Below are 23,365 nucleotides of genomic sequence, written 5' to 3' on the forward strand. Positions count from 1 at the left end.
AGCATAGCTGCGTGTTCATCCTCGGTAGAGTCTTCGTCCTCGCTGCGCTTCTCGTTTCAACAGGGGTGCGGGCGCAGTTCCTGACCATCACGCACATTACTGTAATCGACACGGCTAGCGGGGCTACCCAGCCCGACCGGACGGTGCAGATTCGCAGCAATCGCATCGTCAGCGTTGCCCCAACCGGTTCGCACGCACCCACGGCTGGCCAGGTTGTGGACGGTACCGGGCAGTTCCTGATCCCGGGATTGTGGGACATGCACACTCATGTCTACTTCGGGCAGACGGCCGCGGATGGCACCGCGCTGATCCTGCCGCTGCTGCTTGCAAATGGTGTAACCGGTGTGCGCGACATGGGCAGCAATCTCGATGCCGTGCTCAAGGCACGCGCCGATGTCGCGGCGCACCACATCCTGGGCCCGCGCATGGTGGTCTCCGGTCCCATGCTGGACGGGCCAAAGTCCCAGTACACGGCGGCCATCCCGATCCGCACGGAAGAGGACGGACGCAAAGCGGTGCGCATGCTGCACGACCGCGGCGTCGACTTCATTAAGGTCCAGTCCGGGGTGCCACGCGCGGCGTACTTCGCCATCGTCGATGAGGCAAAAAAAGACGGGATCGCGTTTGAAGGACATGTGCCCGACAGCATCCGCGCGCGTGAGGCTGTGGCCAGCGGGCAGCGCACCTTTGAGCACCTGATCGGCATCTTCGAGGCGAGCTCCCCTGACGAGGACCGTTACCTCACCGGCACGAAAACAGTCGGTATGTTCCTGGACACCTACGACCCGGCGCGCGAGGCCGCCATGGTGAAGCTGCTGGCAGCCCACCACGTATGGCAGTGCCCCACGCTCTTCTGGGAACGGGGGCAATGGCTGGTCGACGCGGTGGACTACACGCGCGACCCTGATCTCGCGTACGCCGGGCATCGCTGGGTTACGCAGCAGTGGCCGGCTTCGCGTACCGCCATCCTCAAGTCCCTCGACACGGACCCGCTGCCGGTGCGGGAGCGCTTTGTGGTGCACGAACTGGAGCTGGTGCGCCGGCTCCATGACGCCGGGGTGCCGTTTCTCGCTGGCACTGACACGCCGGCCGGGGTGGATGTGATCCCGGGCGTGAGTCTGCATCGCGAACTCGAGCGCTTTGTGGCTGCCGGCTTTTCGCCGCTCCAGGCGCTGCAGACCGCGACCCTCAACCCGGGGAGGTTCCTAGAGCGAGAGGGTGACTTCGGCACGGTGCAGGCTGGTCGCGTTGCTGATCTGGTATTGCTCCGGAAGAACCCGCTGCTTGACATTCGAAACACGCGCACGATCGCGGGGGTAGTCACGGATGGCCGCTACTTGTCCCCGGAGGCGTTGGCACAATTGCGCACGCGCCTCAGGGCCGAAGCGGCGACCCGCTAGCTTCCTGGTGCGGGTGCACCTCGGCGAAGCCTGGCGTGCGTCCGGGATTCGCCGCGGCGATCAGGCTGGCCCCTATGAGCCAGCGGCCATTTGCAGGATTGGTCGACTAGAATGGGAGCTCATGACCATGCATTGGCGCGGGCTTCTTTCTTGATGACGGAACACGTTCGCAGTTCGCTCCCGTCTGAAACAGATGTGCTGCTGATCGGTGCCGGCATCATGTCCGCAACGCTGGGCACGCTGCTGCAGTTTGTGGCTCCCCATCTGCAGATCACGCTGGTGGACACGCTGGGCGAGGCATCGAGCGAAAGCTCAGACGCCTGGAACAATGCGGGTACAGGCCACGCAGCACTGTGCGAGCTGAACTACACCCCCGAGCGGCCGGACGGCACCATCGCGATTGATCGCGCTATCGACATCAACGAGCAGTTTCAGCAGTCACGCCAGTTCTGGGCGACCCTGGTTGAGCGCGGTGTGCTGGGCGACCCTTCCGAGTTTATCCATGCGTTCCCTCACCTGAGTTTTGTTTCCGGCACGGAGTCGGTGGACTTCCTGCGCCGCCGTTTCGCCGCGATGCAGACCAGCCCGCTATTCGCAAAGATGCGGTTCACCGAGGATCGGGAGACGCTGGAAGCCTGGGTGCCCCTGATGATGGAGGGGCGCGACGAGGCGACTCCCGCTGCCGCGACCCGCGCGGATGACGGCACCGACCTGGATTTCGGAAGGCTGACGCGCCTGCTGCTCCTCGCGATGGAGAAGCAGGGAAGTACCGTGCACTTTCGCCACAAGGTAGTGGACCTGCGGCAGCAGTCGGATCATCGCTGGCAGATCGAAGTGGAGGACCTCGCCACCGGGCGGCGATCGCGTATCCTGACACGCTTTCTCTTTCTGGGAGCGGGCGGGGGAGCGCTGCTGCTGCTGCAGAAATCAGGCGTGCCCGAGGGTCGCGGCTATGGAGGGTTCCCGGTGAGCGGGCAGTGGCTTCGCTGCACCAATCGCGAACTGATCGAGCGCCACGCGGCCAAGGTGTACGGGAAGCCCGCACTGGGTGCGCCGCCGATGTCGGTACCCCACCTAGATACCCGCATGATCGACGGCCGTAAGGAGCTCCTGTTTGGACCCTTCGCAGGCTTCTCCACAAAGTTCCTGAAGAGTGGCTCGTACACGGACCTGATCCGCTCGATAGGCGCCGGCAACCTGCGCGCCATGCTGGGTGCGGGTATCCACAATGTGGAGCTCACCCGGTACCTGATCGGGCAGGTCATGCAGTCACAGAACGACAGGGTTGGCGCCCTGCGCGACTTCGTGCCGTTGGCGCAGGCCGAGGACTGGCGGCTCGAGGTCGCCGGGCAGCGGGTGCAGATTATCAAGCCTGACCCGGCTAGAGGCGGCGTGCTCGAGTTCGGCACCAAGGTGATCCGCACGGCAGACGGCTCGCTTGCTGCACTGCTGGGCGCGTCGCCTGGTGCTTCCACCGCCGTCGCGATCATGTTGCAGTTGATCTCGGCCGGCATGCCGGTGCTGCGTGAGCAGGAGTGCATGGAGGGTACGCTGCAGGGCATCGTGCAGAGCTACGGACGATCCCTGCATGCCGATCCAGCGCTGTTCGAGCGGGTTTCGGATCGAACGGGTGCGGTGCTTCGACTGGGCTAGTGTGCTGGTGACTAGCGTCCGCTACACGCAAAATCAAGGCACACATAAGTCGTGTTCGCAGGTCAGTTAGCATTCCGGACGCCCGGAAAGACGTGCGGACCTGTCGCTCAAAGGATTGTCGACAAGGCTGCGTGGAGCGATCTCGGCACTGCCGGTAGTGTGATTGAGCAGCATGGCCGACAGCGTCGGCCATTTGGCGAACCAGCACATCGGCGAGTCGGTACGCCCTGAGTGGAACGGCAGTCTAAGGGCGGGATACTTTACCGTGGCCAAGGTGAGAATTCTGTTCGGTGCACAACGATGAGCTTTTTCTCCGCAACTTGGGAATAGTCACACCAACAACCTTCAAGTCCCCACCTTTTTCCCGGCGCCGCCCCATTTCACGACTGCTCGATCCAGCACGCAGGTAGTAAGCTGCATCTACTAAGCTACGGCCAATAGGCATTGTCGGCTAAGAGCGACCCTGGGCCTGGATTGACCGGCCACCGTCTGGATCGCTCTCAGTGACAGGTCTTCTGCGGCGACAGGCAACATACATCAAAACGGTGCCAGGCTATGCCTTGCCGTCAGGACAGCACATTTATGGTTGAGGCTTTTGTCCTCTGGAACGAACCAAACAACCTCTCGCACTGGAACTTTCATCTGGACCCGCATTGGGAGCGATTCGCCGACATGGTGAAGCGGGCTTCAGCTGCGATTCGCAAGCAAAATCCCGAAATTCCTGTGGTGCTGGGCGGTGTTTCGTCCTGCGATTGCGACTTCCTGCGAACGATGCGTCGACAGGGCGTGATGGAAGCTGTGGACGCAGTCGGGGTGCATGGATTCCCACTCGACTGGAATCACTGGTCCATCAACGAGTGGCCCATGCGGATCGCGGAAGCGCGCGAAGTGTCCGGCCTGCCGGTCTGGGTGACGGAGGTGGGCGCGTCTTCATTTGGCGCAGAGGAGGTTGCGGCGTTTGGACTGGAGCGTACGCTGAGCCTGCTGCGCGGCTGCGCCGAGCGTGTTCACTGGTACTCGCTGTTTGACTTGCCCCCGACCTGGCCTGCGGAAACCCGGCACAAAGAAGCGGAAGGCTCGTCTTACTACCGGCATTACTACATGGGCCTTCTGCGGCATGATGGAACGCCCAAGCTCTTTGCCGAGAGCTTTCCCTCGGATGGCGAGGTGGGCCTGTGCCAGTGGTTCCACTTTGAAGACCCGCGCCTGGAGCAGGGTGTGCAGTGGATGCGCGACCACAACATTCGCCGTATCCGCACCGGGCTGAGTTGGGCCGATAGCTATCGACCCAACGCGAAAGCCTGGTTCGACACGATGATGACGGCGCTTGCTGATTTCGAGGTGTCGTTGACACTTTGCTTTACCCCGCAGCACCTTGGCCTGGAGCCCCACCACACCAGCCCCCCGGCGGATAACGATGAATTTGCTAAGTTTGCAGAGTGGGCGGTTTGTAACTATGCCCCAGCCGCAACCACCACAGAGCAGAGCCATTTGGAGGTAGCGCAGAGCCGATGAGTAAACAGATATTGATTACAGGAGGGGCCGGCTTTGTGGGATCGCATCTTGCCGACGGCCTGCTTCGCGCCGGGCACAAGGTCCGCATCCTCGATGACCTGACCCCGCAGGTGCACCCGGAGGGCAAACGACCTGAATACCTGTCGCCCGACGTTGAACTCGTGGTTGGCGATGTGCGTGACGGCGAGCTCCTGCGCAAGGTGCTGCCTGGCGTAGACGTGGTCTACCACTTCGCCGCCACGGTGGGTGTGGGGCAGTCCATGTACGAGATCAGCCGGTACATGAGCGTCAACACGCAGGGAACAGCTGAGCTGCTGCAAGCGATCCTGGACCTGAAACTCGCTCCGGAAAAACTCGTGGTCGCCTCCTCCATGTCGATTTACGGAGAAGGGCAGTACCGTTGTCCGCAGTGCGAGTGCGCGATGAATCCCCCTGTGCGGGGCTTGCAGCAACTCAAGGAGTCGCGGTGGGAGGTTCACTGCGAGCCTTGCGGGTCCGCCCTGCAACCGGCGCCCACGCGCGAAGACAAGCCATCGGAGATCAACTCGATGTATGCCTTGTCGAAGCGCGACCAGGAAGAGCTGTGCATGATCTACGGCCGCACCTACGGGTTGCCGGTCACCGCGCTTCGGTTCTTCAACATCTACGGCACTCGGCAGGCGCTCTCGAATCCATACACCGGAGTGGCTGCCATCTTCGCATCGCGCATGCTGAACGGGCAGGCGCCGATGGTGTTTGAAGATGGCGAGCAGATGCGGGACTTCGTAAGTGTGCACGACATCGTGCGCGCGAACATGCTTGCACTGGAGCGACCCGAGTCGAACGGCAGGGTCATCAATATCGGCAGCGGTCGGCCCATCAGCATCCGCGATGTAGCCTCCATCCTTGCGCGTTCGCTTGGCGTCGACTTCGAACCTGTGATTACGCATAAGTACAGGGCGGGCGACATTCGCCACTGCTATGCCGATCTCACGCTGGCGCGCGCCTGCCTCGGCTATGAGCCACAGGTGACGCACGAAGAAGGGTTCGCGGAGCTTGCAACCTGGCTTCAGTCGCAGGAGGCAGAGGACAAAGCCGAGACCATGCTGCAGCATCTTACGACTTACGGGCTGACAGCCTGATCGATAGAAGGATACGAATGGCAGCACATACACAGGGAAGCCCCCGCCGCGTCCTCATCACGGGCGGGGCGGGGTTTATCGGCTCCAATCTGGCTGCGCGGTTTATGCAGCAGGCGGATGCACATGTCACGATCTTCGACGACCTCTCGCGGCGAGGCGTCGAGCACAACCTGGCCTGGCTGCGTTCGCTGCCTGCCGGGCAAGCGTTCCGCTTCCTGCAGGGCGATATTCGCGATGCAGTACAGGTCGCCGAGGCAGCCACGGATGCCACGGAGATTTACCATCTGGCAGCGCAGGTCGCGGTGACCTCCTCAGTGGTGGAACCGCGCACCGATTTCGAGGTAAACGCGCTTGGCACATTCAACGTGCTTGAAGCTGCCCGGTTGAGCCAGCGGCACCCTCTGGTTTTCTTTACGTCCACAAACAAAGTGTATGGCGGGCTCGAAACGGTTCCAGTGCACGTGGAAGGCTCTGCCTACCAGGCAGACGATGTGGAGTTTCGTGGCGCGCGCGAAGATACGCCGCTCGACTTCCATTCTCCATATGGCTGCAGCAAGGGCGCTGCAGACCAGTACGTGCGCGACTACGCGCGGATCTACAGGCTAAAAACGATCGTATTCCGCATGTCTTGCATTGCCGGACCCCGGCAATTCGGCAACGAAGACCAGGGCTGGGTAGCGCACTTTCTCTACTCGGTGCTTGCCGGCCGGCCCATCACGATCTACGGCAATGGCCGACAGGTGCGGGACATTCTTCACGTCGACGATCTTGTGGACGCTATTGACCTGGCGCGGCTCAACCTCGACGTGACCGCTGGCGAGATTTACAACCTGGGCGGCGGTATGCAGCAGGCAGCGTCGGTAGCGCAGATGCTTGCATCGATTGAGCAGCAGACGGGCATCGCGCCTCTCTGTAACTATGACGAGGCCAGGCCTGGCGATCAGCCGCTTTACATTTCCGACATCGAGAAGATAAAGGCCGCCACTGGCTGGTCCCCACGCAAGAACCTCACGGAGATTCTGTCGGATATCGAAGCCTTCTGGGATCACAATCGCGAGCTGATCGGCACCGTGCATGCTCCATTTGGACAGGCCGCGCCACCGACCCAGCCCACTGCAGATGTGCTTGCCAACGAGGTGGCGTCGTGAAGTACGCCCTGGTCAATCCGCATTGGAGTTTCGAAGGGTCCACCTATTTCGGCTCGCGGCAGCCGGTGATGCCCATCGAACTCCTGTCAGCGCGTGAGTTTCTGCGGGCAGCCGGTCACGACGTCCTGCTGGTGGATGCCTTTATCGAGGAGCTCTCGCCGGCTGACGTCATAGAGCGCCTTGATGATTTCGGCGAGGACTTTCTCGTGATTCCGACTGCGAACTCCTACCTGTTCTGGCGTTGCCCGCAACCAGAGTTGCGGGTGCCGGCGCAATGGCTGCGCTCGCTCGATCGCCGCTCCACAACGGTAGTAATCGGCCCTCATGGATCGGCGACCCCGGCGGCCACGCTGCGGAAAACAGGAGCCAACGTGGTGCTGCGAGGCGAGCCCGACCAGACCCTTGCCATGCTGGCAACGCACCCGCGGGAGTACATCCCTGGCTGCGTCTGGATGGACAACGGCCGCGTGTGCTCCGCATCTGAAAATCTCGGCGTCACGGATATGCGTGCACTTGGCCCATTGGACTACTCTGACTATCCGGTGGAGCGCCACGGGCACAAGCACCACGTGTTTACCGAAGTCACCGGGCTCGGTGCTGAAGTGGAGTTTGCACGAGGCTGTCCGTATGCCTGCACCTTTTGCAACAAGACCTTGTTTCGCAACAAGTATCGCGAGCGCGACGTCACCCACGTTCTCGCAGAGATTGACGCGCTGATCGAGCGTGGCGTTACCTACATCTACTTCATCGACGAGATCTTTGGGGTAGGCAAGCATGTGCGTGAGCTGCTGGAAGGGATCGCAGCGCGCCCGATCTCGATCGGCTTTCAGTCGCGCATCGACTTGTGGAATGAGGAGTCGCTGGATCTTCTCGGCCGCGCGCACTGCATCTCCTTCGAGTGCGGCATCGAGTCCATCACGCAGGAAGGTCGCGACGAGATGAACAAGAACTGCCGCTTTGCCAATGAGCGCATAGCGGAACTCCTGATCTACGCGCGGCAACGGATCCCCTGGGTGCAGGCCAATCTGATCAAGACTGAGCACGACAATCCGGTGGCTGTGCGCGAGTTCCAGGAGCAGCTCAAGGCGCATGGTGTCTGGGTTTCGGAGCCGGTTCCGATGTTCCCGTTCCCGGGCTCTCCGCAGTACGTGGAAACGTTTGGCGCTCAACCGGACGAGCAGGCCTGGGAGCGTGCACACGCGTTCTATCTCGGCATGTTCGAGGACAAAGGCTTTAGCGATATCCAGGAACAACAGCCCGTATCCATGCAGGAGCTGGAGGCGACGTGCTGATTTCGGCGAACGCACGTTGCGAGTCTCTGCGCCTACACGGGGCATGCCTGGTCGACGGAGCCGTCCTTGATTAGTGGACTGCGCGTTGCCTTCTTTGTGCACTCGATCTGCTCGGACTGGAACAACGGCAACGCTCACTACCTGCGCGGCCTTGTACGCGCGCTTGGCAGTGGGCATACTGCGGACGCATCGGTCGTGGACCCGGAAGCCGTCGCTCCACAGGGTCATGACGTCACGGTGTTTGAGCCGGAGCAGAACTGGTCAAGCGAAAACCTGCTGACCGAGTCGAAGGGTACTTACTCCCTCGCACAGTTCCATGCCGTGTACCCGGATATCCACGTCGAGCGGTACGCGCCGGGTGTTGCGAACGGATCGGCCCTGCGCGCATCGCTTGCAGGGTTTGACGTTGTGGTTGTGCACGAGTGGAACCCCCCGGAGTTGATCGCAGAGTTGCTGGAGCTTCGCGACGAGCTCGGCTTCCGCGCGTTATTTCACGATACGCACCATCGCGCAAGTTCCACACCGGAGCAGATCCGCCTGCTGCAGGTGGAGCGGTTTGATGGCGTCCTTGCATTCGGTGAGGCCCTGCGCCAGATTTACCAGGAGCGCTTCGGCATCGCCCACGTTTGGACGCTGCACGAGGCGGCGGACACAACAGTCTTTTTTCCGCGAAAAGCCAATGCCGAGCAGGATGTGGTGTGGGTAGGCAATTGGGGCGATGACGAGCGCTCGGCCGAGATACGCAGCTTCCTGGTGCAGCCAGCGGCGGCACTTGCCGACAGACGCTTCTGTATCTACGGCGTTCGCTACCCTGAAGATGCCCTGCGCGAACTGGACGAAGCGGGAGTATCGTTCGGAGGCTACCTGCCCAACCTCGATGCGCCGGCGCAGTACGCAGCAGCGCGCCTCACCGTGCATATCCCAAGGCAGTACTACGCGGCAGCGATGACAGGCATTCCGACCATTCGCGTGTTCGAGGCGCTGGCGTCCGGCATTCCGTTGATCTCAGCGCCATGGATTGACAGTGAAGCGCTGTTCGAACCGGGAGAGTTCTTGCTGGTGCGAGATATCGGGGAGATGGTCGAGGCGATGATGTTTCTGCTTGCCAATCCTGCCGCAGCCGAGCAGCAGGCGCAGCGGGGCGTGGAGGCCATTCGCAAGCGACACACCTGCGCCCACCGGGCTCAACAGCTCAGCAGCATTTTCGAAGAGGTTCTTGCCCGATGAAGATTTTCGCCATAGGTTCCTCCATCACCTCGTCATACTGGAATGGAGCCGCTACGTACTACCGTGGCATCTACAAGTATCTTGCGCGCGAAGGACACAGCATCACGTTTGCCGAGCCCGATGCATATAGCCGTCAGCAGCATCGCGACGCCGACGACTTCAGCTATGTCGAGTCGATCGTCTACCAGCCAGCTGTCGACATCGACCGAGTGCTCGCACTGGCCGCGCAGGCAGATGTGGTAGTGAAGCACTCGGGCATTGGTGTGGATGACGAGGTCCTTGAGCTGCGCGTGCTGGAGTGCCAGCCGGCAGCCATAGTGTGCTTTTGGGATGTGGATGCACCTGCGACTATCGCGCGCATGCACGCCGACCCCACGGACGCGTTTGCGCGGGCCATCCCCCGGTACGACGCGGTCCTTACCTACGGTGGCGGGGCAGAAACACAGCGGCAGTACGAAGAGTTTGGCGCACGCAACTACACCTCGATCTACAACGGTCTTGACCCTGAGACGCACCACCCTGTAACTGCCGTGGCTGCGCTTGCGGCTGACGTGGCGTTTCTTGGCAACCGGCTGCCTGACCGCGAAGCGCGTGTGGAAGAACTCTTTCTGCGGGCTGCCGAGCTGGCACCTGGAAAGCGCTTTCTGCTGGGCGGAGAGGGCTGGGGCGACAAGCAGTTGCCTGCAAATGTACGTTGGATCGGTCACGTGCCGACTGCCGAACATAACCGTGTCAACTGCTCCGCATCGTTCGTGATGAATATCAATCGCAGCTCCATGGCGAACTCGGGCTTCTCGCCGCCAACGAGAATTTTCGAGGTCTCGGGCACTGGTACGCCGTTGCTGTGCGATGACTGGCCAGGGATCGACGATGTGTTCGAACCCGGCAGCGAGATACTGGTGGTTCGTTCCGCCGAAGACGTAGTCGCCGCCATCACGGCGTACACGCCTGCGCAGCAGCAGGCGATCGGCGACCGCTTTCTGGCTCGGGCACTGCGGGATCACACCTACGCGCAACGCGCCGCGCACGCATCCAGTACGTTCCGAACACTGCTGGAGCGGCAGCAGCAACCCGTCGCATGAAGATCCTCATCCTTGGACTTACGATCACTTCATCCTGGGGCAACGGGCATGCCACGACGTTTCGAGCCTTGTGCCGTGCGGTCCATGCTCGCGGCCACTCCATCGACTTCATCGAGAAGGATGTGGAGTGGTATCGCAGTCATCGCGACCTGCCCGAAGCATCGTACTGCCGCATTCATTTGTACGAAGATTGGAACGTGGACGGTCGCGTGCGGGCTCTGCAGCTCGCCGCCGATGCGGATGTGATCGTCATCGGCTCCTACTTTCCGGATGCCATCGAGGCCACGCGTACGTTACTGGATGCTGCAAGGTGCCCGGTCACGTTTTACGACATCGACACGCCGATCACGATCGCGAAGCTACGAACCGAAGGTCGCACCGATTATCTCGATGCAGCGCTGATTCCCTCATATGCCGCGTACATGAGCTTCACCAGCGGTCCGATGCTGCAGGAGATCGAGCAGCGGTTCGGCTCGCCTCTCGCGGTGCCGCTGCACTGCTCGGTAGACGCGGACGTGTACCAGCCACAGGAGCCGCAGGCGGCTTACCGCGCGGAGTTGTCCTACCTCGGCACCTATGCGGCCGACCGGCAGGAGAAGCTCATGCAGTTCGTTGATGCGCCGGCGCAGCGGCTGGCAGACCGTGCTTTCCTGGTCGCCGGCCCTATGTATCCGACGGACGTTTCATGGGCTCCCAATGTGCGCTTGTTGTCGCATGTTGCCCCGGCGGAGCACCCGGCGTTCTATTCGAGCGCGCGCTTCTCACTGAATCTCACGCGATACGACATGGTCGAAGCCGGCTATTCGCCTTCGGTACGCCTGTTCGAGGCCGCGGCCTGCGGGGCCGCGATCCTCTCCGATGCATGGTCTGGCCTTGAAACCTTTCTCACTCCCGGGGAGGAGATTGTCACCGTAGGCGACGCCGACGACGTACTCGCAGCGCTCCATGGCATATCAGAAGCCGATCGGCTCCGCATGGGGCAGAGAGCCAGGGAGCGAATCCTCGCGAGCCACACCTCGACGCATCGCGCGGCAGAGTTCGAGCGGATCGTGGAGCGTCTCGGCGAGTCACGGAGCAAAGCGGAACCATCGCACGAGGTTGGCCCGGCTCGATCTACAGTCCGGGCGTTGTAGAGCGGGGACGAGAGTCTTCGAGCCATCTCGAGAGCGCTGTGCCCACCGCCTCGAGCGCTCCGGCCCAGTCGCCGGCGGATGGCTGCCGGAAGAGCCGCATCGTCGGGTACCAGGGCGAGTCACTGCGGTCCAGCATCCAGCGCCAGTCCGCCTCCTGCTTGAGCAGAACCCACACCGGTCTGGCCAGCGCGCCGGCCAGGTGTGCGGCAAGAGAGTCGATGGTCAGCACCAGGTCCATCTCGGCTGCGTAGGAAGCAAGCTCCGCGATGGATGCTGCATCGATGGCGCGATTGCCCCAGGCCATGCGCTCACACAAAACAAACCAGTCAGCATTGTCTGCCGGCTGCTGCAGGCTCCAGAACTCTACCTGGGGAAAATGCAACAGTATTGGTTCCATAACGCTGAGCGGCAGGGAGCGCGTGCTGTCCCAGGTGCCCCCGGTCCACACCACGCCGACGCGCACCCGGTGGGACGGCGGCACTACACGACGCGCGGCGGCTCGTTGTGACGCGGACACTTGAAGATAAGGAAAGGCAGAGGGCAGTGTGTCTGCCGTGGATCGAAACAGGTAAGGCAACTCGGTTATTTCAAGCTGCCTATCGAATGCTGTTTCCTCCTCCCACACTAGAACTTGGTCGATGCCTGCGACGCCCCGTGCGAGCTCCGCAAGGGCAGGCGCGACCTGCACCGCGACATGGGTCGCCATGGCGCGCAGCAGCGGAGCGTACCGCAGGAATTGCACGGCATCGCCGAAGCCATGGACGGAGCGGATCAGGACCCTCCGCCCGTGCACCGGCTCACCGTTCCAAACCCTGGCTGGGTCCGGGGTGCCCCGCTGCCGGATGGCGTCGCTTTCGCGCCACGCACTCTGGAAATCACCCAGCAGCATATGGCAGAACCAGCGGCCGCCGGCACACTGGTCCGGGTCGGCTCCCAATTGCTCAGCGGCATCGAATGCCTCCAGTGCATGCTCCACAGCACGCAGGGCAAGCTGCGATTCAGCGCGTGTCAGTGCTGCTTCACGTTTGTCGACGTGATGCTCGAGACCTGTCTTAACCAGCAGCGGTTGTGTCACCTGGCGCCCGGGCGAATACCGGCCGAGGGATACACACTGTGCTCGCTCCCGGGGGAAAGCTGCGCCCGTTCGCACAGGTACACCTCCTCCTCCGGATGCGCCAGGATGTTGAAGCCTGCACTGCGCAGCATCGCCTCGGTGCAGGCGCGGTTTGGCAGCCACCAATTCGTAGGGTCGCCGCAGTAGCGGTCTTCGATGAAGTGCATTTTCGGGTATCCTGGCCGATCGAAGACGGCAGTCTCGTCAAAACCGTAATCCGGTTCGACCTTCTCGATGACCTCCTGCCCGCGCTGCAGGCTTTGAAACAGAAACATGTCCCGGCACACATGCTCGTGCAGCAGGTCGAGCGCCAGCAGCGGGTGCCGCAGGTGGTAGAGCACGCCCATAAAAATTACAAGATCGAAGCGCTCCCCGAGCGAACCTACGTCCCAGATCGACATGCGGCGGAACTCGATATCGAGACCATTGATGCCGGCCGCCAGGCGAGCCTGCGCAAGGTAGCGATTATCGGTGTCGATGCCCAGCACGCGGTCAGCCCCGCGCCGTTTCATTTCCATGGAGTAAAAGCCTGCATTGCAGCCGATGTCGAGTACAGTTTTGCCGCGCATGTCCGCGGGCAGCGTGTCGCGGAAGCGGATGTATTTCACGTGGGGATAGTCGCCGAGAAAGTGCTCCGGCGCAGTGCGAATTCCATCAAGCCACATGTTGTGAAACCAGGGGGCAAGCGCTTCAATCTGTGCGCGGTGTAGCTGCTGCTGGGGTGTTGCGGCAGCTTGTGTTTGTTCCGGCATATCCGAGGCAGGCCTCCATGGCATTATGCTGCGTGCTTGTGATGGTGGATGCGTGTTGCGTGCCGCAAGGCTGCGGCGTTCGAAGTGACCACCCCGGCATCCGCAATCCGATGAAGATGTATTCACATTGTCATAGCATTCGCTGGGGGGCGCCATGCCGTTCGGGGCGAAGTTTGCAGAACACACGCATCTCAGACGGAATGGTTCGAGCTGGCTTGCAGGAAGCAGAGAAGAGTGATGAGGGTATGACCGGGCAGACCCAGTCAGGGAGCAGCGAAGAAGCTGCCGAGAAACTTGCTGCGGGGAGCCACGCAAGGCGCCGCAAGGCAGCGTCCACGTTGAACAGCAGTGAAGCAGCTATTCCCTGGGACAGGGTCCGCAGGGAAGCGCTCCGGCGCTTCCACGTGGAAGCCCTGCGACCGGGGCAGCGGGAGGTGCTGGAGGCAGTCTTCGCGGGCAAGGACGTGCTTGCGCTCATGCCCACCGGCTCGGGCAAGAGCCTCTGCTACCAACTGCCGGCGGTCTTTCTGCCGAAGCTGGTAGTGGTTGTCTCTCCCTTGATCGCCCTGATGCAGGACCAGGAGCAGAAGGCCGAGGCTGCCGCCCTAGCAGTGGCCCGCCTGGACTCGACCCTTACGGCGGCCGAGACTGCCGAAGCTGAAAGAGCGCTGGGTGCCGGCGAGACGCGGCTGCTCTACCTGACTCCAGAACGACTCGAAAATGCCGACATGCTGGCGCTGCTGAAGCGGGTCGGGGTGAGCCTGCTCGCGATCGACGAGGCGCACTGTATCTCGCAATGGGGGCACGACTTTCGCCCTGCCTACCTCGGGCTGGGCTATGCCCGGGAACAAATGGGAAACCCGCCGGTGGCGCTGTTTACCGCGACGGCGAGCGAGGAGTGCATTGCCGACATCCTGGAGCAGATCAAGGCGAATAAGCCGGTCATGATCAACACCGGCATCGAGCGGGAAAACCTTCACTTCTCCGTGCACCAGACGGTGAACCAGGAGGCGAAGCAGCAGCGCCTGCTGAACCTGATCGAGCAGGCGCAGGGAACCGGAATCGTATATTCCGCGAGCGTGAAGACCGCTGTCTCGCTCTGCGAATGGCTGATCGAGGCCGGCGTTGCGGTGGGTCGCTACCACGGCAAGATGCCAACGCGGGAACGCGAGGCCGTGCAGGATCGGTTCATGGCGGGCGAGTACAAGGTGCTGGTCGCTACCAAGGCCTTCGGGATGGGCATTGACAAGCCTGATATCCGCTTCGTGTGCCACTACGAATTCCCTGACTCAGTCGAAAGCTACTACCAGGAGGCCGGCCGCGCCGGCCGGGACGGTAAGCCTGCCGAGGCGGTGCTGCTCTACCAGTTGGAAGACCGGCGCATTCAGCGCTTCTTCCTGCTGGGGCGCTATCCGCGGCCGGATGAGTTGAGCAAAGTACTGGGAGTGCTGAGTAAGCCGGGCACCACCGAGCAGGTCGCCGAGCGCGTGGAGATGTCGCGCAAGCGCACCCAAGGCATCCTGTACATCCTCAAAGATGCCGGCCTTGTGCGGCGCTCGGGAGCCGGTTACCGGCTCGCGAAAGACGTCGTGAGCAATGAAAAGCTGGAAGAAGTGCTGGCGGAGTTCGAGCGGTGCGGCCAGGAAGATCGCAAGCGGCTCGATGCCATGATGCACTTTGCGGAGACGACCGAGTGTCGGAAGCAATATCTGCGCGGCTATTTCGATGAGCCCAAGGGTGAGCGCTGCGGCACCTGCGACAACTGTGCGAATCCTGAGATGGAGAATGTCCGCGAGGTGCCGCGGAGCGCCCGCAAGGATGTAGCGGAGGTTGTAACCCTGGACTCCAGCGGGGAAGCGATCGTGACGACCGCGCCGGAGACGCTGCCTGATCGCACCGAGTCACCCTTTCAGCCGGGCGTTGCGGTGCGCCATGTGCGCTTTGGAGACGGCAAGGTGGTCGCGATGGATGGCGAAAACCTGGTGGTGCGGTTCATTGCGGACTCAGGCTCCGCAATGAAGCGCATTCGGCCGACCTACCTGAAGCTGCGTTGAGCGGCAGCTTCGGCAGGCGTCCGCAGTGTGCCACCATGGGTTAGCAATGGACCACCCCAAGCTCTTCTTTCTTCGCCGCCCCCTGCCGCTGCTGCTGCTGTTTACCGCACTGTTCACGTTCCTGATCCAGTCGGGGGAACTCGGAACATCCGACACCACGCACCGCCTGCAGGTTGCGCATGCCTTATGGACCGGCGAGCCGCAGGTGGCTGCTGCCGAATATCCCGAGTTCGGGCTCCACGGGCGAGGCGGGCAGGTCTACGCCTGGTACGGCATTGGCCAGTCTCTGCTGCTGCTGCCAATGGATCTTGTTGGCTCGGCCGCGAGCCACCTGCCGGCGTGGCGCGACTACGTAGCGTCGCAGGCTGACCCGGCCATTCGCTCGATCCTGGTTTCGTGTGCCACAAACATTTTTGTGAACGTGATGACGGCGCGTGTCGCGTACTGGTTCCTGGGGCTGCTTGGTTTCTCGGTATTGGAGGCAGCGGCCGGCAGCATCGCTTTGCTGTGCGCGACAACCCACCTGCATTACGCGCAGAACATGACCGAGAATAACTACATCCTGCTGTTGACGCTGGCTGGCTTTGCGCTGCAATTTCGTTGGTGGCAAAGCGGAGACAAGCGTGTGCTGGGCTGGGGCGCCGCTGCGCTCGGGCTCAACCTGCTCACGCGGCTGACCACGATACTGGACCTTTGCGCGGCGGCCTGGTTCCTGGTGCTGCTGGAGGTGTGGGCCCGGCGAGGAGACCAGCAGGCGCATGCTTCTGGCCGTGTCTCGGCCGGGCGTCGCCCCAGGGAACTGGCGCGCGTCTACCTCCGCACTGTTCTGCCAATTTACGCAGTCTTCGCGCTGCTGGACCGCTTGTACCAGTATGTGCGCTTCGGCTCATGGACCAGCACCTATGTTGCGCTGTTCGGCCAGGAGCAACGACGCCTGGACTCGTCCCTGCCGGCATCCTTCCCGTTTGACGGGCACTGGCTGCAGGGTGGCCTCGGCTCCGGACTGCTGGGTCCGCTGTTTGCGCCGGAGAAGTCGGTGTTTCTATTCGATCCACTGCTGCTGCTTGCCCTGGTGTTGCTGCCGGTGCTCTGGCAGCGGCTCGATGCCGCCTGGAAAGCATGTGCGCTGGCAACGTTGAGCCTGCTGGTGGTGTACATCGTGTTTTATGCGCGCTACCGGTGGTGGGCGGGTGATTTTGCCTGGGGTGATCGCTATGTTGCAAGCGCGGTGGAGTTCGCCACGCTGCTTGCCGTACCGCTGCTGGTGCGTTTCTGGAGTTCTCTTGGGCGGGGCGTGCGGGCGCTGGGCGCGGTGCTTGTTGCCGGCAGTGTCGTGGTGCAGTGCGCTTCGCTGATGTTCTGGGTGCCGCTCGAGATCTACCAGATGGAGCAATTCGGCCACCCCACGTTTGTGATCGCGCTGCGTATCCGCAACATCGCCGCGCAGGCCTTGGGCCTGCAAGCGGCGTGGGGACTCCGCACGCCGGCCATGTTTGAGGACCCCTGGGACGCTGCGCACATCACTACCTGGAACTTCCTTCCGTCGCTGCTTGGGCACGTGGGGGTCGCGCCCATGTGGGCGGTGCATGTGCTGGATGGCGTGTGGGCGGCGGTCGCGGCGGCAACGGTGGCGGTCGCGGTTCGCCTCCTCCGGGTGCTGCGGGCGCAGCGCCCCGATGCAGCGGGAGCCTGAGGTGCGCCTCGCTGCCATTTGCCAGTAACAGACACGTGAAAAGCAGTAGCCCCGCGCAGGGTTCTGGGCGAAGATCATGGCACCTTGAGCAAACACCCGCAAAGCCTAGAACCAAAGCGAGGAGTGGACCTCGGCACCGCTCCGGGGCGCAATCTCGAGCACGGAGAAGGCGTCGGCCCGGCGGAAACGCACCGGCTCCCACGGGTGCTGGGCGTGTCCCATGCCACTGCCATCGTGGTCGGCACCATCATCGGCAGCGGCATCTTCCTGGTACCCGAGGAGATGATGCGCGCGGTGGGTTCGACGCCCATGGTCTACCTTGCATGGGTCACGGGCGGGCTGCTTACCCTGTTCGGAGCCATGGGCTATGCCGAGCTGGCAGCCATGATGCCGTTTGCCGGCGGCGAGTACGTGTACCTGCGCCGGGCCTACGGCGACCTAATGGCTTTTCTGTACATGTGGACCTGGTTCGCCGTGGCCAAGCCGGCGTCGATCGCCAGCGTCACGACCGGGCTTACCCGCGCTCTCGCCATCTTCCCCAGCATGGGCTGGCTCGACGGCTATGCTGTGCATGCGCCTGTGCCCGTGCTCTGGTCGCAGTTGTTCGCTATCGCCATGTGCTGGGCAATTACCGGGCTCAACTACATCGGCATCAAGAAGGCCGGGGACTTTCAGCTGTTCTTCACCTGGTTGAAGTTGCTGCTGGTGGTGGCGATCGTCGTGGCATGCTTTGTGAGCCCGGTTGGCCGTGCGGCTAACTTTCACACGATCTTCGCTGGGGCGCAGGGTGGGTTTGCAGGCTTCATGGTGGCGTTGATTGCAGCGCTCTGGGCGTACGACGGCTGGAACGACCTGAACATGGTCGCCGAAGAGGTAAAGCAGCCTGGCCGCAACGTGCCGGTGGCACTGGTGCTTGGGGTGGTGATCGTCGGGGTGCTCTATGTCGGGGTAAATGCCGCGGTTCAATACGTGCTGCCTGCCGCGAGCATCGCTTCCGCACCCCGGCCCGCTGCGGAAGCGATGGCCCGGGTCTCCGGGCATCTCGGAGCGGTGCTGGTCACAGTTGGCATGGCTCTCAGCATCCTGGTTACGCTCAATGGCACGATCATGTCCGGCGCGCGGGTGCCGTTCGCGGCTGCGCGAGAAGGCCTGTTTGTGGCGCGTCTGGCGCGCATCCACCCGCGTTTTCAGAGTCCGGCAACCTCGCTGGTGGTGCAGGCTGCGCTCAGCACCCTGCTGCTCCTCCTGGTGGGCCGGTTTCAGCAGCTGTTCGAGCTGGCGATCTTCTCGGAGTGGCTCTTCTACATGATCACGACCAGCACGCTGTTTGTGTTTCGTAGCCGCGAGCCGGGGCGCGCAAGGCCGTTTCGCATGTGGGGCTATCCCTTGCTGCCAGCGCTGTTCATCGCTGCTTCGGCGGTGTTGCTGGTGTACTCGTACAAGAGCAACCTGCGTGCTTCCATGATCGGGAGCGGGGTCATCCTGTGTGGTTTGCCCCTGTTCCTGGCCTTCCGCCGACAGGCCCACGACGAGGCGCCTCGGACGAACTGACGCCAGGGAGCGTGCATACTAAGTGAAGAACACCTCGCGTGTGCGGGAGCAACAGGGAAGGCGGTGCGACTCCGCCACTGCCCCGCAACTGTAAGGCGCGTCACCACCCTTGTGGCACAGTTGCGTCACCGCGAAGCCAGTATCGCGGGAAGACGGCTGCAAGCGGAGGCGCCGAGTCAGGAGACCGGCCCGCACGTGTATGACCTCACCAGCCGCTGTTCCGAGGGGAACAGGGAAAGCAAAGCCCTCCTATGCATGAAGAACTCTCAACCCGCAGCCTACGCGCTGCCCCCGGTGGTGCGTGCGGACTTCGTCGCACCCGTCGAACCCTACTGCTTGTCGCCTCCACAGCCTTGTTGAGCAGTGTTCCGCTCCAGGCCGCCCAGGTGCACGGCGTGGTGGTGGACCTGTTGAACCGGCCTATCGCCGGCGCCGTCGTCTCGCTGGTAGACAACGGCAAAATCGTGATTTCGGCACGGACCCGGACGGACGGCACGTATACGCTGTCCACCTCGAATTCCGGACGCTTCTACGTGCTGGCGACGGGGAACAATTTTCGCCAGTTGGTGACCGAGAGCTTTTACGGCGGGAGCCTTGAGAGCGTCGAGCGCAACGTGACGTTGCAGCCGGACACCCTGCGCCAGTCGGTCGTGGTGAGCGCGACCGGGACGCCGGTGGCGCAGACGCAGCTGAGCGCGTCGGTGACGGACCTGAAGCGCACCGACCTGCAGAGCTTTCTGAACGTGGCCGATGCCCTGCGGCAGGTGCCGGGTTTCAGCGTAGCGACCAGCGGAGAACGGGGCGGCGTGACCTCGCTGTTCATCCGCGGCGGCAACTCCGACGACAACAAGATCCTGCTCGATGGCGTCCCGATGAACGATGTGGGCGGCACGTTTGACTTCGCCAATGTCGCGACGACCGGCATAGCCAGCGCCGAGGCGTACCGGGGCTCGGACAGCGTTGTTTACGGCACGGACGCCGGCGCCGGCGTGGTTGCGTTCACGACCCCGCGCGGGTCCACGCCGTTTCCGTCGCTGTTCTACGAGGGCGATGGCGGCAACTTCGGCACGTATCGCAACGAGGTGCAGCTCGGCGGCACGCGCAACAAGCTCGACTACTACGGGGCATTCAGCGACTACGCCACGGCAAATACGATCGAGCACAACGCGTACCACGATGTCACCTCGGTGACGAACCTGGGCTACGCGCTGACGACGGCGACCACCCTGCGGGGAACCGTCCGCAACAGCGACTCCAACACCGGCGCGGCCGGGCAATATGCATTTACCCGCACGCCGACCGATGAGAAGCAGGGCGACCAGAACCTGTTCATCAGCGCTACGCTCGCGCACACGTTCTCCGACGCCTGGCAGGCCTCGGCCACGTACGGACTGGCACGCAAGCGTGAGCGATTTCAGCAGTTCAGCGCGACCGGCACCCTGGACGCCGACGACGGCATTTACCTGGGGCAGAATGTCTCGGTCACGGGCGCGAACGGCTACATGGTGGCGGGTCAGACCATCACCAGCTACGTTGGATCCGAGCAGTATCGGACTGATCTTGCGTCGAACCGCGACAACCTCCATGCGCAGACCAGCTATACCTTTACACCGCACCTCACGGGTGTAGCCGCCTTCCGCTACGAAGACGAGCGCGGCATGACGGACGATGTTTCCGCGTACCCGTTCTCGAAGACGCCGATCGAGCGGCAGAACTACGACTACACGCTGGCCCTGCAGGGCGACTTCAAGAACCGGCTCTTCTATACGCTGGGCGGCGGCGTGGAGAAAAATGGCCTGTTTGGCACGGTGGGTGCGCCGCACCTCGGCGCCTCGTACTACCTGGTGCGTCCGGGTGCGGGACTGCTCCATGGCACGCGGGTCAACTTCAATTTCAGCAAGGGATACAAGGAGCCGACGCTGGGTCAGCAGACCGGCTCGTTGCTGGCCTTTCTACAGGAGAATGGCGGCAGCACGCTGGTGAACCAGTACCAGGTGCAGCCGATCGGGGCAGCGCTTACCCGTTCCTACGACGGTGGCATCGAGCAGAGTGTGGCCAACGAGCGGGTGCTGCTCAAGGTCTCCTACTTCCACAACGAGTTTGGCAACCAGGTGGAGAGCGTGGGCGCGACCGCGGTGCCGCAGCTGCTCCCGAACCTCACCTCGGCCCAGCAGCTCGCACTCGAGGCATACCTCGAGGCAAACAATGCTTATGGCCTCGACCTGAACTCGCTCTCGTTCCGTGCGCAGGGCGTGGAGTCGGAGCTTTCGTACTCACCGCAGAAAAACCTGTTTGTGCGCGGTGGCTACACCTACCTCGATGCAGTGGTGCAGCATTCGTTCTCGTCGGATGCGCTGGCGCCCTCGATCAACCCCGCATTCCCGACGGTCGCAATCGGCAACTACTCACCGCTGGTAGGCGCGCGCCCGTTCCGGCGGCCGCCGCATACCGGATTTGTGTCGCTCACCTATAGCGGCAGCAAGTGGAGCGGCGTGGCGAGCACCACCTTTGCCAGCCGGGCCGATGACACAACAGCGCTCGGTGGCGCGGATGCCAGCTTTGGCAACTCGCTGCTGCTGCCGAACCGAGACCTGGACTATGGCTATGCCAACGTGAACGCGAGCGGTACGTACCAGGCGAGCACGCGCATCGGCATCTACACGCAGCTCGATAACCTGCTAAGCCAGCAGCACATCAGTCCCGTTGGCTACCTGTCGACGCCAATGACCGCGCGTGGCGGCGTCCGCATCACGCTGGGGCGTGTAGTCAAGGGCGACTAGCGGCTGAGAAGGGAAGCGGCCTCAATGGGCGGCTCTCAGCGTGGCTCCCAGCCAGACGCGGGAGCTGCCCGGGCGCCGCTTCTGCCGTTTGCCCCCGCACTGGTTGAAGCTATCGAGCCTCAGTAGTCGTGGTGCCTCAGGAACTCGCTCGCAAGGTTGTAGATGCCGTCCGCGATGAAGTTGAGGCTGAGGGTGCGGGCGAACATGCTGCCTGAAGCAAGGGCAGGCGCGCCGAGCTGCGGGTAGTAGACCTCTTTCGCCAATACCGCCGCCCCGACGGTGCCGCCCAGCACCGGCAGGTTGAGCGTGCGCGTGCCCGCATCGGTATGGCCGATCACGATGCTGGTAAAGGCGTGCGCCAGCCGCTGACCCGCCGGGTGGTCCGAGCCGAGCGGGATGTAGCGGGGATCCATGCCGAAGATCTCCGGAACGAGCAGGTTCTGCAGGATGAGCTGACTTTCCACCTCGGAGAAGCCGCCGATCAGGCGACGCCCATGGTAGCGGAGTGTGTCTTCGAGGTTGTCCTTCCAGAGCAGCGTGGCCTCGCCCCAGTTGTCATAGGCCTCTTGGTAGGTCGGGTAGATTCCCCAGGTGGACGGGTCGCCGGTAGGTTCCTTGGGCCGGTCGTACACGGGAGGAATGGCGGCGATCAGCCCGGCCGTGACGATGCTGCGCAGGCCGTAGGTGCTGTGCGCCCAGTAGACAACCTTGCCGCCGGCCGAGAGCGGGTAGTAAGAGTCCTCGGTGGCGCGGCCGTGGAGCTCAAAGTAGGACGCATCCGGCTCGCGCGCAGCCCGGATCAACTCGTGCGCGGTGTTGGTGGCGAGATCGCCCAGCAGGCTGTAGCCCACGTAATGCATGACAAAATGGCCGGAGTTGAGCTCGGGAGCGCTGAACGCATCTGCGAAGACGCTCTTGCCGATAAAGGCGGCGCCGACTGTGCCACCGAGCTTGGAGTAGTTGGGCGCCATGTCGCCATGGTCGTTGCGCGTGACCACAATGGACTCCAACGCATTCCACATCCTCTGGCTGAGATCGGAGTTGATCGGCGCAGGCAGGTAGCGGGCCTCCTGATGCAGGGCGACGGGTAGCACCAGGTTGCTGAGCAGGTCGCGGGTTTCAGCAGTGCCGAGCCCCACGGCGGCGCGCCGGCCACGGTAGCGCAGGATCGCCTCGGTGTCATGGCCCCAGTCCGTGATTTCATCGTTGTACAGCTGCAACGCCTCCTCGTACTGGCCACCGGAAAGGCCATCCGGGTGAGGATAGAGCGGAGGGTCCGGGATCTCCGGCACCCCGGCGACTGCGAGCGCTTCGAGCAGGTTCCGGACCGAGTAGGTGCTGTGCAGGTAGTACGAGAGCTTGCCGGGGAGCCTGGAGCGGCCGGCAGCGGGCGTGATGCGGAAGTTGCGCGGCACGTGGAAAGGCTGCGCATCCGGGGCCGGTGACGTTTGCGACTGCTGCACCGGTTGCGGGGCGTCAGGCAAAGCATCGACAGGAAGGGAGTGATCAACCAGGGCAACGGCGAGCGCGGGCTCAGCGGCAGGCGAGGACGGGATCGCTGGAGTAGCAGGATTGGCGGCCGGTACTGGCTGACCGGGGGCAACTGCAGTCGCAGGGGCGGATGTTTCGTGCTCGGCAGGTATGGATGTGCCTGCTGCGTATGAACAGGTCGCTACCAGCGCCATCGCCGATACGATTGCTGGACGGAGCAGGGATGCGACAGGACTGGAGGCAGCAGAGAAGAGTGAGATCACAGGCAGCGCATTTCCTAAGCCAAGCATACCGAAATTACTTCGATTGTTAGTAACTAGCAGGTCAATGCAAGGTTACCGATAGGGCATCTGGCGAGG

At 62.8% G+C, this 23,365-nt stretch carries 16 protein-coding genes and 1 riboswitch; of the genes, 13 read left to right on the plus strand and 3 right to left on the minus strand.

From position 1 onward, the window contains the following. The first annotated feature begins 11 nt into the window (after positions 1-11). From D1Y84_RS14735 to D1Y84_RS14775, 9 genes are all read left to right on the plus strand, one after another. Entirely contained in the window at positions 12-1,400 is a 1,389-nt protein-coding gene (locus tag D1Y84_RS14735) for an amidohydrolase family protein (protein ID WP_233581444.1), read from the plus strand. A 153-nt stretch (positions 1,401-1,553) separates the two neighbouring features. Continuing rightward, positions 1,554-3,053, plus strand: coding sequence for a malate dehydrogenase (quinone) (mqo, locus tag D1Y84_RS14740; protein WP_124849366.1), 1,500 nt, complete (start codon positions 1,554-1,556; stop codon positions 3,051-3,053). A gap of 582 nt (positions 3,054-3,635) precedes the next feature. Beyond that, on the plus strand, positions 3,636-4,568 hold the full coding sequence (locus D1Y84_RS14745; RefSeq protein ID WP_124849367.1) for a beta-xylosidase: 933 nt from the start codon (positions 3,636-3,638) through the stop codon (positions 4,566-4,568). Further along, on the plus strand, positions 4,565-5,689 hold the full coding sequence (locus D1Y84_RS14750) for an NAD(P)-dependent oxidoreductase (protein WP_124849368.1): 1,125 nt from the start codon (positions 4,565-4,567) through the stop codon (positions 5,687-5,689). Before D1Y84_RS14745 ends, D1Y84_RS14750 begins: the two co-directional genes overlap by 4 nt. Before the next feature lie 17 nt (positions 5,690-5,706). Continuing rightward, on the plus strand, positions 5,707-6,837 hold the full coding sequence (locus tag D1Y84_RS14755) for a GDP-mannose 4,6-dehydratase (RefSeq protein WP_124849369.1): 1,131 nt from the start codon (positions 5,707-5,709) through the stop codon (positions 6,835-6,837). Next, a complete protein-coding gene (locus D1Y84_RS14760) occupies positions 6,834-8,129 on the plus strand; it encodes a TIGR04295 family B12-binding domain-containing radical SAM protein (protein WP_124849370.1) in 1,296 nt (431 codons plus the stop codon). Before D1Y84_RS14755 ends, D1Y84_RS14760 begins: the two co-directional genes overlap by 4 nt. A gap of 66 nt (positions 8,130-8,195) precedes the next feature. Next, the gene (locus D1Y84_RS14765; RefSeq protein WP_124849371.1) at positions 8,196-9,356 is read left to right on the plus strand and encodes a glycosyltransferase; all 1,161 of its coding nucleotides are present in this window, start codon (positions 8,196-8,198) and stop codon (positions 9,354-9,356) included. Continuing rightward, complete coding sequence (locus D1Y84_RS14770; RefSeq protein WP_124849372.1) at positions 9,353-10,438, plus strand: glycosyltransferase; 1,086 nt, start codon at positions 9,353-9,355, stop codon at positions 10,436-10,438. Before D1Y84_RS14765 ends, D1Y84_RS14770 begins: the two co-directional genes overlap by 4 nt. Continuing rightward, a complete protein-coding gene (locus tag D1Y84_RS14775) occupies positions 10,435-11,571 on the plus strand; it encodes a glycosyltransferase (RefSeq protein ID WP_124849373.1) in 1,137 nt (378 codons plus the stop codon). Before D1Y84_RS14770 ends, D1Y84_RS14775 begins: the two co-directional genes overlap by 4 nt. Here the strand turns inward: D1Y84_RS14775 and D1Y84_RS14780 are convergent. After that, on the minus strand, positions 11,552-12,646 hold the full coding sequence (locus D1Y84_RS14780) for an ADP-heptose--LPS heptosyltransferase (protein ID WP_124849374.1): 1,095 nt from the start codon (positions 12,644-12,646) through the stop codon (positions 11,552-11,554). The two genes, D1Y84_RS14775 and D1Y84_RS14780, sit on opposite strands and share 20 nt — an antisense overlap. Continuing rightward, entirely contained in the window at positions 12,643-13,437 is a 795-nt protein-coding gene (locus tag D1Y84_RS14785; protein WP_124849375.1) for a TIGR04290 family methyltransferase, read from the minus strand. Before D1Y84_RS14785 ends, D1Y84_RS14780 begins: the two co-directional genes overlap by 4 nt. Before the next feature lie 215 nt (positions 13,438-13,652). Here D1Y84_RS14785 and D1Y84_RS14790 point away from each other — a divergent pair, with 215 nt between their 5' ends. The 4 genes from D1Y84_RS14790 (at position 13,653) to D1Y84_RS14805 (ending at position 21,515) form a co-directional block, all read left to right on the plus strand. Then, a complete protein-coding gene (locus tag D1Y84_RS14790; RefSeq protein ID WP_233581445.1) occupies positions 13,653-15,491 on the plus strand; it encodes an ATP-dependent DNA helicase RecQ in 1,839 nt (612 codons plus the stop codon). 46 nt (positions 15,492-15,537) lie between these two features. After that, positions 15,538-17,184 (plus strand): hypothetical protein, encoded by a 1,647-nt coding sequence (locus D1Y84_RS14795; protein ID WP_124849376.1) that lies wholly within the window; start codon positions 15,538-15,540, stop codon positions 17,182-17,184. A 123-nt stretch (positions 17,185-17,307) separates the two neighbouring features. Next, a complete protein-coding gene (locus D1Y84_RS14800) occupies positions 17,308-18,735 on the plus strand; it encodes an APC family permease (RefSeq protein ID WP_199726421.1) in 1,428 nt (475 codons plus the stop codon). A 21-nt stretch (positions 18,736-18,756) separates the two neighbouring features. After that, positions 18,757-18,943, plus strand: a riboswitch (cobalamin riboswitch). A gap of 43 nt (positions 18,944-18,986) precedes the next feature. Then, positions 18,987-21,515 carry a TonB-dependent receptor domain-containing protein gene (locus tag D1Y84_RS14805; protein ID WP_124849377.1) on the plus strand — a complete coding sequence of 843 codons (2,529 nt, stop codon included), beginning with the start codon at positions 18,987-18,989 and terminating at the stop codon, positions 21,513-21,515. Positions 21,516-21,634: 119 nt separating this feature from the next. Here the strand turns inward: D1Y84_RS14805 and D1Y84_RS14810 are convergent, their stop codons facing one another. Next, positions 21,635-23,269, minus strand: coding sequence for a hypothetical protein (locus D1Y84_RS14810; protein ID WP_124849378.1), 1,635 nt, complete (start codon positions 23,267-23,269; stop codon positions 21,635-21,637). Positions 23,270-23,365 lie beyond the last annotated feature (96 nt).

It is taken from the genome of Acidipila sp. EB88, from assembly GCF_003858395.1.
In the GTDB taxonomy this organism is placed as follows: domain Bacteria; phylum Acidobacteriota; class Terriglobia; order Terriglobales; family Acidobacteriaceae; genus EB88.